We start from the raw sequence: 13,531 nt of genomic DNA, 5'->3' as shown, positions 1-13,531 counted from the left end.
AGACCGGAGGTACGGATCCACGACAGACCAAGGTCGGACCGGAAGAGAAGATTCCACCTCTCGGTTGTGGCGCCCAGCACGAGCTGTAGGCACCCACGCAAAGCAAAGCCCCCACAGTGGGCTCAGCACGGTGGGCTTGCGTCAGGCGGGAAATGTCTCCTGACGCCGAGGCCACATTTCACCGCGCAACCATGCACGCCTGGTAACCGAGTGGTCAGTGCTCGCGGGCGGGTCCCCCTTTGGGTCAGGGGCGCCCGCCCGACGTGTGTATGCGGAACCCCAGGGTCCGGCTCCGTCATCGATCGCGAGCAGCATTCGGACCCGGCCCAGGACCGAATGTGCCGATGTGCCCGCACGTGACCGGTTACGGGCACAAGAGCGTTGACATGCAATCGACCTCCGCGATCGCGGGGCGGCTCCGGGGAAGACGCCCGACGAGAGGGAGGGTCATGGCCACCGACTACGACGCACCCAGAGTTACCAACACCGACGACGAGCCATCCGAGAACTCGCTCGACCAGCTGAAGGCCGGAAGGAACGAATCGCAGTCGGCCGTCGCCGACGTCGAGGAGACGGACACCGCGGAGTCATTCGAGCTGCCCGGGGCCGACCTGTCCGGCGAGGAATTCACGGTCCGGGTGATACCCAAGAAGGCGGACGAATTCACCTGCACCAGTTGTTTCCTCGTCCATCACCGCAGCCGCCTCGTCGACACGGCCGGTGGACAGATGATCTGCCTGGACTGCGCCGGCTGAGCACATCCCAGCACAGACGAGGGTGTGCGGCGCTGGGAACCGCGGCGGAGGCGAGCACCTGCCCGGCATCGCGCCTGCTCTCGACGCATGAGGTGATGTCGCGGCCCGCATCGTCGGGCGGCACCGGAAGCGATGCGCCGGGGCCGGCCTGCAACCCGGGCTGCTGGGGTGGGGTCACGACAGCTTCGCGACCGTCAACAGGACCGCCGAGTCCACCAACGCTTCGAGGCTGTGCCGTGCGTCGGGAACGATGAGCAGATCACCCGCCCTCCCCTCCCACGACAGATCGCCGGTCGAGAGCCTGACCCGACCGGACAAGACCTGCACCGTCGCCTCACCCGGGTTCGAATGCTCCCCGAGGACCGCGCCCTCAATCATGCCGATCACCGTCTGCCGCAACACTTTCTCATGCCCGCCGTAGACGGTGTCGGCGGTGTGACCACCACCCGCGGTGGCCGCCTGTTTCAGCTGCTGACGAGCCAAGGCCTCGAGAGAAACCCGCTGCATGTCAGTAGTGTATCCAACCCCGCACACGGAGCAGCACGGCGAAAGTCTGCTCCGCCGCAGAGCCACGATCACCCGACCGGCGCGGCCGGGTTGTTCTCGCTGGCACCAGGGGAAAGTGGTGGTGGACGACGAAACCCCAGCCCTCCCGGCCCGCACCCGGCGGGGTCTGGGCCGTGGTTATCGGTGGCCTGAACGCAGCGGGCAGCACCTGTCCACGAAACACTTGCGGCCTCGGTCGGAAATCCTTGCATCCGCCGGAACCGGGCGTCGAGCGCACCTGGCGCCCGCACAGGTGCAGTGCAAAACTAGAAGGAGCGCAGCCAGCCGACACCCGTCGCGATGGCGAGGTGCGGCCACCAACATGTAGGAGGTGGTTGCTGTGCTTCATCCCGACCCATTCCGTGACATCGACAGACTCACCGAGCAGCTGCTCGGCACGTCGGCCGGATCCGCCCGGGCCCCACGGTTCATGCCGATGGACCTCTACCGCTCCGGCGATCACTACGTCCTCCACGCCGACCTCCCGGGCGTGGACCCCGGCTCGGTCGACGTCAGCGTCGACGGCGGCATCCTCACCGTGAAAGCCCAACGCAGCGAACGCACCGAACACGACGTGCAGTGGCTGACCTCCGAGCGCTTCACCGGCAGCTACCTGCGTCAGCTGGCCCTCGGCCAGGACATCGACGCCGACCACATCGCCGCCACCTACGAGAACGGGGTGCTGACGGTCACCCTCCCCGTGGCAGAAAGGGCCAAGCCGCGCCGCATCGAAATCACCCCCGGGGCACGTGAGGAAACCAAGGTCATCGAGCCCAGCGACTCACCCGACCAGACCACCACGACCTGACCTCTCCACCGGACACGGTCCCGGCAGGTCACGCCGCCGGGACCCGGGTCACGTCGGCTTCGGGATGGCGTATCGATCGAACAGCACACCTGTAGTTTCATTGCGTATGCGCGAGACCGGGATGCAACTGGGCGAGATCGCCGAGATCCTCGGTGTCGGGCGCACCACCTTGTACCGGCATCCCCTCGAGCGGAGCTGATCGGCACCCGCCTCTGGGTACACGGCGGGCGCTACCAGGGGCTGCGCTCACTTCGGTGCGTGAGGTGGGGGCCGGCAGCCCCCGTCCGAGCAGATCGCTTCGCTCCGCCGTGCTCCTCACGCAGTGGACCAGTCCGCCCGGCGCTCAGCCACCGGGTGTTCCTGGGTGCTCGCCCGTTCGCGCCGCTGTAAAACCCCCGAAACAGCGGTCGGGCCGGGGGCGTGACTTCGCACCCTCGGCCTAATCTCTGCTTCACAAGGGTGTGATCATTACCAATCTTTTTCCTTGATCCGCATCTACTACGATACGCCCTCCGCAATGGTTCTGACCTGCGGATTGCAGGAATTCCGACCGAGGCCACACATCACCGCTGAGGGGCAAGTGCCGGCCGATACGGTCCGAACCATCGCGGCCACGCGCTCGGTCGTGCCGCAGACTGGGTTTCGGTCGCGAGCATCCGGTCGAGCGGCGGACAGCTTGCCAGTCACCCGAGGATCGGCTCGACTCGCGTACGGGGACCGAGCTCGCTGAACAATCCGCTGCTCGCCCGTAAGCCCTTGGTGAGCGGCAGGTCCGTACAATCGATGATGTACTGGCGAATCGCCGCGGCGGCGAAGGGCAGATCGCAAATATTCCTGGCGACAACCTCGCCGAAGCGGCGAAAGTCATCCCTGCCGACACCGCAAGCGGCCACCACCGGAAAGCTGTCCTCGAACTGATCGAACGTCACGACCCTCACGGTGGGCACAGCAGCTTCCATCGGGTGATCATCCTCCATCCCTCCCGGGTGGCCGGCAGGGGAATGTCGCATACGTACAGCACAAGAGCCAAGGCCCCCGGGGCGGGAGCCATGACACGGGCATCACCCCGATCGAAGGCCACACCGACACCGTTACCGCCGAGGATTGGACACTCGACCGACGCAACCCGATACCCCCGACACATCGACAACACAGAAATCAGTTTCCTGCGTCCGGATCTGCCCCACAGGTCCCCGCGTTCGGGAACGAAAGGAACCGCATTGCTCCGCGCAGGGACCCCACCCACGCCGACCCACCAGGTCACCAGCGGACCCGAAGGATGGTGGGACAGCGCCGCGTGCCGCGGTCTCGAACCGTCCATGTTCTTCTCCCCCGACAACGAACGCGGTACCGCCCGAGGTCACCGCGAATCACGGGCCCGGCAGATCTGCCAGGACTGCCCCGTACTCACCCAGTGCCGCGAGTACGCCCTGACGGCGGGCGAACAGTACGGAATCTGGGGCGGCATGACCGAAAACGACCGCAAAAGACACACCAACCGAGCTCGCCGCGGCGCGCAACGACCCCTCGCGCCCCCGCAGCCGGCACCGGCCACCGCCGACGCCCCGCACCTGAGCTCCGCCCGATAACGAGGGCGTCCAGCGCGGCATCCCGACCGCCCCCACCACCCGACGGAGAACCCCGGTTCGGCACCCGAATACGAACCAGATCAACGATTTTGGAGAACCCAATGCGCTGATTGCCGAGAAAGGGTTCAACCCTGGAAAAGGTGCCAGACAGCGGTGGCCGGCCACGCCGGCCCCGAGCACTCGCCTGTCAAGGTAATCGCCACAGGCGACCGTAGACCTGCCGCCGGAGGACCAGGTTCGTGAATGTCAACACGATTCGGCAGGGACCGCACAATACGGGATCACCGGGATGCTCGTGTACAAGGCTGCAGCCGCACGAACCGGATCGCACGCCACCCCACCTGAAAGTCGGCGGCAAGGCCATCCACCACGAACGCCACGACTGTCACGTCGAACAACGTGATTGGGATATTCGGCCCCACAGTGAGAGTTGGCGGACCATCTCGGCGCGGCCCGGCGCCAGGAACTGGGCGTCGGTGTGAACGGCATTGATCGCGGTGATGCGCCGACGTTGGGTACCGTCCGCCGCGGGGTGGTCGGCGAGGAATTCCGCCAGCACCGACGGGTGCGCGGGCAGCGCGCAGTGCTCGCAGGCGTCGCACCAGTCGACGAAGAGCGCCCAATCATGCGCATACCGTCGCGCCACCACGCCGGCACCGTCGGTTCATGGAGCCCGATCCTCGGCGAAACCTGTGCCACATCCGGACACGCTATGTGGCGGTTGCGCCGTGGGGTTGATCGTCGGCGTCGGGTAAGGGGCGTCGGCAGATTTCGTGGGCTTCGTCGGCCGGGAGGCCGAACATCCGCAACAGGTCCTCGGTGACTTGGTCGGTGTCCTCCGCGTCGTCACGTTCGGGGTGGTCGTGCAGCAGTTGCCCGAGGCACAGTGCGGCCCCCGCCGTGATTGTCAGGGCCAGTTCGGGGTCGCGCACGCTGAACCGGCCCGCACGGGCAGCGGCCTCGATGTCGCGGCGAGCTCTCGGCGCCAGGCCTTTGTCCGAGCTGACCAGACTCGGCCCGTCGCGGAGCAGAACTTTGCTCAGTTCGGGATTTCGGCGATGCAGGCGTCCGGTCAGTCGGAAGCTCTGCGCAAAGACCTGGGCAGGGTCGTCCAGATCGGCGGTCAGTTCGTCGAGTATCGCGCCGTGGCGGTCGAGGGCCTCCTCCACGGCGGCGTGGAAGAGCTCCTCCTTCGTCTGAAAGTGGTTGTAGAACGACCCCATTCCGACATCAGCGGCCTGGGTGATCTCGAGAATCGGGGCGGTCAGTTTCCCCGCCGCCATGAAGGACTGGGCTGCGCGTACGAGTGCGGCGCGGGTGCGCGCCTTGCGCCGTTCCAGACGGTTCGGTGCATCGGTGATCTGCTCGGTCATGCCTGGGTGCCCTTCTCCTGATCCGTCTGACCTCGCCCTACCCTACCCGCGTGTCATCAATATTGACGAATTCCTCACACTTGGCAGCTGCTCCAGTCGGCAAGCAGCAGCCACACGGCCTGACCTAATGGGCGAGGATCTTGATGCCGACCACAAGTACGCCCACACCGACCAAACCCGTGATGGTGAACAGCTGTTGCCACCACCGTAAGTGGGCCATTCGCACGGCAAGCAGAGCAATGACGCCGAGTTCGACAACGAGGATCCACATCGCGATCCACATCGCTGTGGATGTGCTCAGTAGTCCGACGGCGGCTGCGACCAATACCAGCAGGGGCAAGACCGCGGCCTCCACAATCTGGCCGGAGGCCTGCAGCATCCGCAGCGCCGCCCGTCCGCGCGGAGCACTGTGGAACGCGCCGAGATGTGCTACCCAGTCGGCCAGCAGGCTCGCTACCCAGAGCCCGCCGGTGGCCACCGCGACATCGAGGACCCGAGCCCAGGGGCTCGTCTCGGGAGCCGTATAGGGGACGAGGACGGCGAGCGTCGCCAAACACGTCATCGCGCCGTACACACGCTCCCGCAGGAGCGCGACAACCTGCCCTACGGGAATCTCTTCCCGATTCGTCTCGCCGGCCGCGCCAGTCACTTCGGTCACCACGCGAATCGGTTCGAATCTGCCTTGTCCGAGCAACCGCTGCACCAATCCCATTCCAGCCATTAGTATCCCGTCGACAACGCGCCCGCCCCTGACGGTCCGGCGTGCGGTGAGCGCGGCTGCGGCTGCGGCTGCGGGCCACGCTCGGTCCGCCACTCGGATGCGGTCCACCATTCTCCTGGCGTCGTCGAAGTAGTCGGCGTCGACGTGAACGGTGTAACCGACAGTGCGCATACAAGTGCGGCGTGGGGACGCGCCTTACGCCGGTCCAGGCGGTTCGTGCATCGGTGATCCGCTCGGCCATGCCTGCGTGCCCATCTCCTACTCCGCCCGAGCTGGCCCCACCCTACCGCGTGTCATCAATATTGACGAATTCCTCAAAATCTCTTGACTGACGATATCCGCGTGAGTGACGATATCCTCATAATCTGAAGGGAGTGGTCAATGACTGCCCACCACGACCCGCATGCCGGTCTGCACAGTCAGCAGGGCGCACTGGCGGGCGAACACCGCGGGCGGGCCGCCGAGCCGATCATCAAGGTCCATGACCTCGCATGGCTGGAGTTCGAAAAGCCCAACCTCGATCGGGCGGAGGCGTTCGCCCATGCCTTCGGTTTTGCGACGGCCCTTCGCACCGCACACGAACTGCAGTTGCGCGGGACGGACCCCGGATCGCCCTGCGTGCTCATCCGCCGTGGGGTTGCGTCCACGATGATGGTGTACGAGCCGGGATCTCGATCCGATGACCCGGCGTGTCGTAACCGGACGAGAGACGGTCACCGCGTGATTCTTCGAGAGAGCTACCAACTCGACTCGATGAAGGAGCACGCGATGACCACTGCCCACGATATCGACCTGCAGCAGATCCTGACCGACCGACTCACCGGTGCGAGCCCCGACCTGCTGCGCGAGCTGCTGACGATGTTCATCCATGCCCTGATGGGCGCCGAGGTCGACGCGCTGTGCGGCGCCGACTACGGGCAACGCTCCGATGAGCGCACCAATAGCAGGAACGGGTACCGGCACCGCGACTTCGATACCCGCGTCGGCACCGTCGACGTGGCGATCCCGAAACTGCGGTCCGGTTCGTATTTCCCCGACTGGTTGCTCGAGCGTCGCAAGCGCGCTGAGAAGGCACTGACCACCGTGGTTGCGACGTGCTACCTGCTCGGCGTCTCTACCCGGCGGATGGATCGGCTCGTCGGCACGTTGGGCATCACCTCGCTGTCCAAGTCGCAGGTGTCGGTGATGGCGAAGGACCTCGACACCCAGGTCGAGGCGTTCCGCAGCCGGCCGCTCGATGCCGGGCCGTACACCTTCGTCGCCGCCGACGCGCTCGTGCTCAAGGTTCGGGAGAACGGGCGGGTAGTCAACGTGCACACCCTGGTCGCGGTCGGCGTCAACGCCGAGGGGTACCGCGAGATCCTGGGCGTGGATGTGACCTCGTCCGAGGACGGTGCAGGCTGGCTCGCATTCTTCCGCTCCCTCGTTGCCCGCGGCCTGTCCGGGGTGCGGTTGGTGACCTCCGATGCGCACGCCGGGCTGGTGGCGGCGATCGGCGCGACCCTGCCGGGCGCTTCGTGGCAGAGGTGCCGAACGCACTATTCGACGAACCTGATGGCGGTGACCCCGAAGGCGTCGTGGCCTTGGGTGAAGACGTTGCTGCACTCGGTGTACGACCAGCCGGACGCGGATTCTGTTCATGCCCAGTATGATCGGGTCATCAACGCACTCGCCGAGAAGCTACCGAGGGTTGCCGACCACCTCGACGCGGCACGGCCGGACCTGTTGGCGTTCACCGCATTTCCGAAGCAGATTTGGAAACAGATCTGGAGTAACAATCCGCAGGAGCGCCTCAATAAGGAAATCCGCAGGAGAACCGATGTGGTCGGGATCTTCCCGGATCGTACCGCCCTGATCCGGCTCGTCGGGGCGGTTCTCGCCGAACAGCACGACGAGTGGATCGAGGGGCGCCGCTATCTCGGTCTGGACGTGCTGGCCCGCTCCCGCACCGACAACACCACCGACAGCAGCACCGAGTCCACCGAGGAGGTGACACCGGCCTTGACTGCCTGACTTACCCGACGAGGAGTCACGCGACGACGTCGTACACCACGCCCTGGGACTTGACCCGCCGAGGTCCACGGTCGCGGTTCGTCGGTCCCGCCTTCCGGGCGGCCGACGCGACCGACGTGCTGCGACTGGCGGACGCGGTCGGGGGTGCGGTCGTGCCCCTTCCCGAGAGTCTGGGCGGGATCACGGTCGATCTCACCGATCCCAGCGCTCTGGGAGTGCGGGTCGTGTCCGACACGTTCGAGTTGCCGGCGTTGTCCGACCAGGCCCCGCTCCCCCTGAATTTCGGACACGACGGCGGGCGGGTGAACGCCCCTCAGCGCCCGCCCCGCGCGCCGGCCACCGTGCAACGACTCGGCCACGTCGTGCTCCAGACGACGACGTACCTCGAAACGCTCAACTGGTACCTCGAGCACCTCGGACTGATCGTCAGCGACTTCCTCTACTACCCGGGGCAACGGGCCGGGGGTCCGATCATGAGCTTCATCCGCTGCGACCGCGGCGCCACGCCCACCGACCATCACACCCTCGCGATGGTTCTCGGCCCGGCCAACCGCTATGTGCATTCGGCGTATCAGGTCGCCGACCTCGACGGCCTCGCCGCGGGAGGCGAATACCTGCTCGACCGGGGCTACCGCCGGTCCTGGGGCATCGGCCGACACATCCAGGGCAGCCAGATCTTCGACTACTGGCGCGACCCCGACGGATTCATGGTCGAGCACTTCACGGACGGCGATCTCTTCGACGACACCCTCGAGGCGGGCTGGGCACCGATGACCGCGTCCGGACTGTCCCAGTGGGGGCCGCCCGCCACCAAAGACTTCCTCGGAGTGAATCCCGGCCGGGAATCACTCCAGGAACTGCGCGCCATTGTCCACGCGCTGCGCGCCGACAACGAATTCGACCTCCACCGCCTCCGCGGCCTTCTGAAAGTTGCCAGCTCATGACCATTTCCGTCCTCCGCACCGCCGACGCCTGGTGGGTCGACACACCCACCGGCGCCGCACGGGTAGACACCGCGGCCACCACCACCGCCCAACTGCTGACCGACCGACCGGCCGTCGAGGCAGCGGCGTCCAGCAAGGGCGCCGTGCCCGTCGCGACCCTCCGGTTGCCCTCCCCGGTCACCGCCCCGTGCCGGGTGGTCGCACAGATGACGAACTTCGCCTCGCACGTCAAGGACGCCGGGATGAACCCCGACACCACTCCGTTGACCTTCTTCCGCAAGGCATCCGGATCGATCAGCGGCCCCACCGACGACGTGATCCGTCCTGCCCATGTCCGGCTACTGGACTACGAGGTGGAGATCGGGCTCGTCCTCGCCCGCGACATCCCGGTCGGGACCGAGATCACCGCAGACACTCTCGCCGATCACGTGGCCGGCCTGGTCGTCACCAACGACATCTCCGCGCGCGACATCCAGCTTCCGAAAACGCAGTTCTACGAAGCCAAGTCATATCCGACGTTCACCCCGGTCGGCCCCGCCCTCGTACTGCTCGACGGCGACGAGCTGAAGCGGTTCACCGACCTGCGCCTGCGGCTCTGGGTCAACGGTGAGCCGCGCCAGAACATGACCGTTGCCGACATGATCTACCAGCCGACCGAGACTCTGCAGGCGCTGACCCGGTTTCAACGCCTCGACGCCGGGGACTTGCTGCTGACCGGAACACCGGTCGGGACGGCACTGAGCGCCCCACCGAAGCCGATCGCAACCCTCTCCTCCCTGCTGCCGCCCGCAGTCAAATGGAAGCTCTTCTTCGCGGGCCAGGCCAAGAATCCGAACTACCTGCAGGACGGCGACCTCATCGAAGCCACCGTCGCCACCGACGACGGGACCATCGACTTGGGGCGCCAACGCACGGTGGTGAGGTACGCGCGATGACCACCGACCTCCTGTGGCCGCGTTACGCGACGCCCACGGATCTCACCACGATCGAGGCCGTGCCGCTGCGCGATCGGGGGCTTCCCGAGTCCACCTACGCGTTGCTCACCCGCGCGGCCCGGATGTGGCCAGATCGGCTCGCGCTCACCGTCCTACCGGACGGTGCACGGTGGCGGGAGCCGGTGCAGCGCACCTTCTCCGAACTACGCGACGATGTTCATCGATACGCGAACCTGCTCCATCGTCTGGGCGTGCGACGCCACGACGCGGTCGCCGTGATGGCGCCCAACTGCGCCGAGTTGATCCCCGCCACTCTCGCCGCACAACTCGCCGGCATCGCTGCTCCCATCAACGCCGCGCAGTCGCCGCAGCACATCGGTGAATTGCTGCGCCGCTCAGGTGCCCGGGTACTCGTCGCGGCCGGACCGGAACTTGCGCCGCAGACATGGGAGGCCGCGCACCAGATTGCCGTGAGCGGGACGGTGGATGCCGTGTTGGCCGTGCGGCCCACCGGAGCCGCCGGCGCGCCTGCGGACCTGCCCGAGGTCGACGGAGTGCGGATCGGCTATCTCAGTGCGCTGTCGGCCGATATCGATTCCTCCGACTTCGTCGGTGATCCCCCCTGTGGGTTCGACGTGGCCGCACTGTTTCACACCGGTGGTACCACTGGTGTTCCGAAGCTGGCCGCCCACACCCACGACAACGAGGTCGCCGATGCCTGGATGCTGGCCGCGAACTCGTCGTGGGACTCGGACGCCGTCGTCTTCGCTGCCCTGCCGCTGTTCCATGTCAATGCCTTGATGGTCACGCTGCTGGCGCCGCTGTTCAAGGGCCAGGGTGTGGTGTGGGCCGGCCCGCTCGGCTATCGCGACCCGATGCTGTTCAACGAATTCTGGAAGATCGTCGAGCACTACCGCATCGCGTCGATGAGCGCGGTGCCCACCGTCTACGCAGCGCTCGCGCAGCGCCCGGTCGACGCCGACATCAGTGGTCTGCGCTTCGCCATGGTGGGAGCGTCGCCTCTGCCGACCGCGGTCGCCACGACGTTTCAGGACCACACGGGTGTGCCCCTGCTCGAAGGCTACGGACTGACGGAGGCAACCTGCGCGAGTGCCCGCAGCTTTCCCGACGCGCCACGACCTGGCTCGGTCGGGGTACGGATGCCCTATCAGCAGGTCAAGGTGATACGCGTCCGCAAAGACGGCACCTGGGACGACCTGCCCACCGGAGCGACCGGAGTGCTGGCGATCAGCGGTCCGACGGTGTTCGCCGGTTATGTTTCCGGCCACGACGAACACGGACCCGTTCTCAACGGTATGGGCAAACTGGTCGACGGTTGGCTCGACACCGGCGACCTGGCGCGCATCGACAGCGACGGTTTCATCCACCTGGTCGGACGCGCGAAGGACGTCATCATCCGGGGCGGGCACAACATCGATCCGGCGGTCATCGAAGACGTCCTCCTTGACCATCCGCAGGTCACCGCGGTCAGCGCGGTGGGACGCCCCGATGCCCACGCCGGCGAAGTGCCCGTTGCCTACGTCACCGTTGCCGCCGACGCCGACATCACCGCACACGAACTGCAAGCCTGGGCGGGCGAGCGCGTCCCCGAACGGGCCGCGGCACCCAAGGCGGTCACCATCCTCCCGGCGCTGCCGGTCACGGCGGTAGGCAAGCTCTACAAACTCGCACTGCGCGCCGACGCGACACGGGCCGAGCTCGAGCACGCCCTCGCCACCGTCGCAGGCATCGGAAGCGTCCAGGCGTCCGTCGAGGACGGTTCGATCCTCGCCACCGTTGAGATCGACGGACCTGCCGGCGAACCGACGGTCACGGCGATCCTGAACCGATACGCGATCAATTGGAAGGTCACGGTGCGCACATGATCACCGCATCACTAGTTCTGGCGCTCTGCCTGGCAGTGTTCTACCTCCTGCTCGGCGTCGGCAAAATAGCGGCAACCTCCCCGATGCGGGAACGGGCAGCCCACGTCGGTATGCCCGTCAGCACGTATCGGGGCATCGGTGCTCTCGAGGTCGCCGGTGCCGTCGGTCTCCTGATCGGCGGAGTTGTGCCGGCACTCGGCGCCGCCGCCGGCATCGGGCTGCTACTCCTGATGGTCGGTGCCGTCGTCACACACGTACGCAACGGTGACGGACTGCGGGAGATGGCACCCGCCATCGTCGTCGGCGCAGCGATCGTGGCCTACCTCGTCGTCCTGCTCGGATCGATCCGATGAGCGAACGAATCGTCCCGGTCGTCATCGTCGGTGCCGGACCCACCGGACTGACCGCCGCCACACTGCTGGCCCGGTACGGTGTCGAGTGCCTGCTACTCGAGCGCTGGGAGGGCGTCTATGCGCAGCCGCGGGCGGTCCACCTCGACGGTGAGATCCACCGGATCGTGGCGCACCTCGGGATCGCCGAGGAGTTCGCGGCGATCTCCCGGCCGTGCCTCGGGTTGCGGCTTGTCGACCGGAACATGCGCGTTCTCACCGAGTTCCACCGAAACCCCGGTCCCGGCGTCCACGGCTACCCCGAGGCCAACATGTTCGACCAGCCGCAGTTCGAGGAGATCCTGCGCGCCAACCTGACACGGCACCCGAAGGCCTCTCTCCGCGGCAACGTCGAGGTCACCGGGCTGGCCGACGACCAGGCCGGCAGCGTTCGTGTCGACTTCACCGACCGAAGCACCGGTGTGCAGGAATCGGTGCAGGCCGGATACGTCCTCGGCTGCGACGGCGCCAACAGCCTGGTCAGAAACCAGATTCAGGCAACGATGCGGGACCTGAAGTTCGACCAACGCTGGCTGGTCGTCGACGTCGCGACCACCGCGGACCTCGGCGCGTGGGAGGGCGCCCACCAGGTGTGTGACCCGGTGCGCGCGGCAACATACATGCGGATCGGACACACCCGCTACCGCTGGGAGTTCCGGCTCGAACCCGGCGAGAGCGCCGAGGACTATCGCGACATGGCTCGTCTGCATCCTCTCATCTCGCCGTGGACACGGAACACCCCGGTCGACGACCTGACACTGGTCCGCGTGGCCGAGTACACCTTCAAAGCCCAAATCGCGGACCGATGGCGCGACCGCCGGGTGTTCCTACTCGGCGACGCCGCCCATCTCACGCCGCCGTTCATCGGACAGGGGATGGGCGCAGGGATCCGCGACGCGATGAACCTCGCCTGGAAACTTGCCGGCGTCCTCACCGGAGATCTGCCCGAACGCGCACTCGACACCTACGAGATCGAACGCAAGCCCCACGCGCTCGCACTGATCCGGCGCGCCAAGCTCGTCGGAATGGCCATGACCGAAGGCGGCGAACTCGGCAACCTCATCCGTCGCATCGTCCTACCACTGCTGCACCGCATCCCGGGCCTCGGCGACACGATCATGGACGGCGAAACCCCGGCCCTGCACCGCTCCACTCTGATAGCACGACCTCGACTACGCCGAAGCCGAGCGGGCCGCCTGATCCCGAATCCAGACCTCGACCAGGGCCGCCGATTCGCCGAGGTCGTCGCCGGCCGGTTCGCGGTAGTCACCTCCCTCTCCCCGACCACGACACAACGCACCGACATCGAACAACGCGGTGGCACAGTCCTGCTGGCTCGACCCGGCACCGATCTGCACCACTGGCTACGCCGCGGCCGCGCCCGCGCCGCCATCATCCGACCCGACGGCACCGTCCTCAGCACCGGCAACGACCTGTCCGCCCTCGCCGCCGCCCTCCCCCGCTTCCACACCGACCACGTGCCGACGTCCTCACCCAGTGACCCACCCCCGACGAAGCCTCCACTGCGCACGCATGCCGACGCTGTGCGGTACCGGCCCGACGCGTGACCCT

14 protein-coding genes and 1 pseudogene are annotated in these 13,531 nt (G+C 66.8%); 10 read left to right on the top strand and 5 right to left on the bottom strand.

The window, feature by feature from the left end:
* The first annotated feature begins 449 nt into the window (after positions 1-449).
* The gene (locus CJ179_RS33270) at positions 450-755 is read left to right on the top strand and encodes a DUF4193 domain-containing protein (RefSeq protein ID WP_072947428.1); all 306 of its coding nucleotides are present in this window, start codon (positions 450-452) and stop codon (positions 753-755) included.
* Between the two features lie 174 nt (positions 756-929).
* Here the strand turns inward: CJ179_RS33270 and CJ179_RS33265 are convergent, their stop codons facing one another.
* Positions 930-1,262 carry a cupin domain-containing protein gene (locus tag CJ179_RS33265; protein WP_072947429.1) on the bottom strand — a complete coding sequence of 111 codons (333 nt, stop codon included), beginning with the start codon at positions 1,260-1,262 and terminating at the stop codon, positions 930-932.
* Between the two features lie 379 nt (positions 1,263-1,641).
* Here CJ179_RS33265 and CJ179_RS33260 point away from each other — a divergent pair, with 379 nt between their 5' ends.
* Complete coding sequence (locus tag CJ179_RS33260; RefSeq protein WP_072947430.1) at positions 1,642-2,109, top strand: Hsp20/alpha crystallin family protein; 468 nt, start codon at positions 1,642-1,644, stop codon at positions 2,107-2,109.
* Between the two features lie 106 nt (positions 2,110-2,215).
* A complete protein-coding gene (locus CJ179_RS50770; protein WP_072947431.1) occupies positions 2,216-2,308 on the top strand; it encodes a helix-turn-helix domain-containing protein in 93 nt (30 codons plus the stop codon).
* Between the two features lie 484 nt (positions 2,309-2,792).
* Here CJ179_RS50770 and CJ179_RS33255 read toward each other — a convergent pair whose 3' ends face one another.
* Complete coding sequence (locus CJ179_RS33255; RefSeq protein ID WP_206012247.1) at positions 2,793-3,038, bottom strand: DUF1931 family protein; 246 nt, start codon at positions 3,036-3,038, stop codon at positions 2,793-2,795.
* A gap of 291 nt (positions 3,039-3,329) precedes the next feature.
* Here CJ179_RS33255 and CJ179_RS33250 point away from each other — a divergent pair, with 291 nt between their 5' ends.
* Entirely contained in the window at positions 3,330-3,698 is a 369-nt protein-coding gene (locus tag CJ179_RS33250) for a WhiB family transcriptional regulator (protein ID WP_095864241.1), read from the top strand.
* A 385-nt stretch (positions 3,699-4,083) separates the two neighbouring features.
* Here CJ179_RS33250 and CJ179_RS33245 read toward each other — a convergent pair whose 3' ends face one another.
* The 3 genes from CJ179_RS33245 to CJ179_RS33235 form a co-directional block, all read right to left on the bottom strand.
* Positions 4,084-4,347 carry a hypothetical protein gene (locus CJ179_RS33245; protein WP_306454257.1) on the bottom strand — a complete coding sequence of 88 codons (264 nt, stop codon included), beginning with the start codon at positions 4,345-4,347 and terminating at the stop codon, positions 4,084-4,086.
* Positions 4,348-4,408: 61 nt separating this feature from the next.
* A complete protein-coding gene (locus tag CJ179_RS33240) occupies positions 4,409-5,071 on the bottom strand; it encodes a TetR/AcrR family transcriptional regulator (protein ID WP_095864240.1) in 663 nt (220 codons plus the stop codon).
* Positions 5,072-5,195: 124 nt separating this feature from the next.
* Positions 5,196-5,783: a hypothetical protein gene (locus tag CJ179_RS33235; protein WP_095864355.1), complete on the bottom strand. Its 588-nt coding sequence runs from the start codon at positions 5,781-5,783 to the stop codon at positions 5,196-5,198.
* Between the two features lie 777 nt (positions 5,784-6,560).
* Here CJ179_RS33235 and CJ179_RS33230 point away from each other — a divergent pair.
* The 6 genes and pseudogenes from CJ179_RS33230 to CJ179_RS33205 all read left to right on the top strand — a co-directional run bounded on the left by CJ179_RS33230 (position 6,561) and on the right by CJ179_RS33205 (position 13,527).
* Positions 6,561-7,805 carry an IS256 family transposase gene (locus CJ179_RS33230; RefSeq protein WP_095861004.1) on the top strand — a complete coding sequence of 415 codons (1,245 nt, stop codon included), beginning with the start codon at positions 6,561-6,563 and terminating at the stop codon, positions 7,803-7,805.
* Positions 7,806-7,843: 38 nt separating this feature from the next.
* Positions 7,844-8,749 (top strand): annotated as a pseudogene (locus tag CJ179_RS33225) (VOC family protein); the annotation flags it as partial.
* Positions 8,746-9,684, top strand: a complete 939-nt coding sequence (locus tag CJ179_RS33220) for a fumarylacetoacetate hydrolase family protein (protein ID WP_095864239.1) — start codon at positions 8,746-8,748, stop codon at positions 9,682-9,684. The pseudogene CJ179_RS33225 and the gene CJ179_RS33220, both read left to right, overlap by 4 nt.
* On the top strand, positions 9,681-11,570 hold the full coding sequence (locus CJ179_RS33215; RefSeq protein WP_095864238.1) for an acyl-CoA synthetase: 1,890 nt from the start codon (positions 9,681-9,683) through the stop codon (positions 11,568-11,570). The genes CJ179_RS33220 and CJ179_RS33215 overlap by 4 nt, the downstream gene beginning before the upstream one ends.
* Positions 11,567-11,923, top strand: a complete 357-nt coding sequence (locus tag CJ179_RS33210; protein WP_095864237.1) for a DoxX family protein — start codon at positions 11,567-11,569, stop codon at positions 11,921-11,923. The genes CJ179_RS33215 and CJ179_RS33210 overlap by 4 nt, the downstream gene beginning before the upstream one ends.
* Complete coding sequence (locus CJ179_RS33205) at positions 11,920-13,527, top strand: bifunctional 3-(3-hydroxy-phenyl)propionate/3-hydroxycinnamic acid hydroxylase (protein ID WP_218834852.1); 1,608 nt, start codon at positions 11,920-11,922, stop codon at positions 13,525-13,527. The genes CJ179_RS33210 and CJ179_RS33205 overlap by 4 nt, the downstream gene beginning before the upstream one ends.
* The last annotated feature ends 4 nt before the right edge of the window (positions 13,528-13,531 follow it).

Origin of the sequence: Rhodococcus sp. ACS1 (assembly GCF_002300155.1) — a bacterium.
Classification (GTDB): Bacteria; Actinomycetota; Actinomycetes; order Mycobacteriales; family Mycobacteriaceae; genus Rhodococcus_F; species Rhodococcus_F koreensis.
Note: the sequence above shows the minus strand (reverse complement) of the source record. Positions and strands in the feature narration are given on the sequence as shown.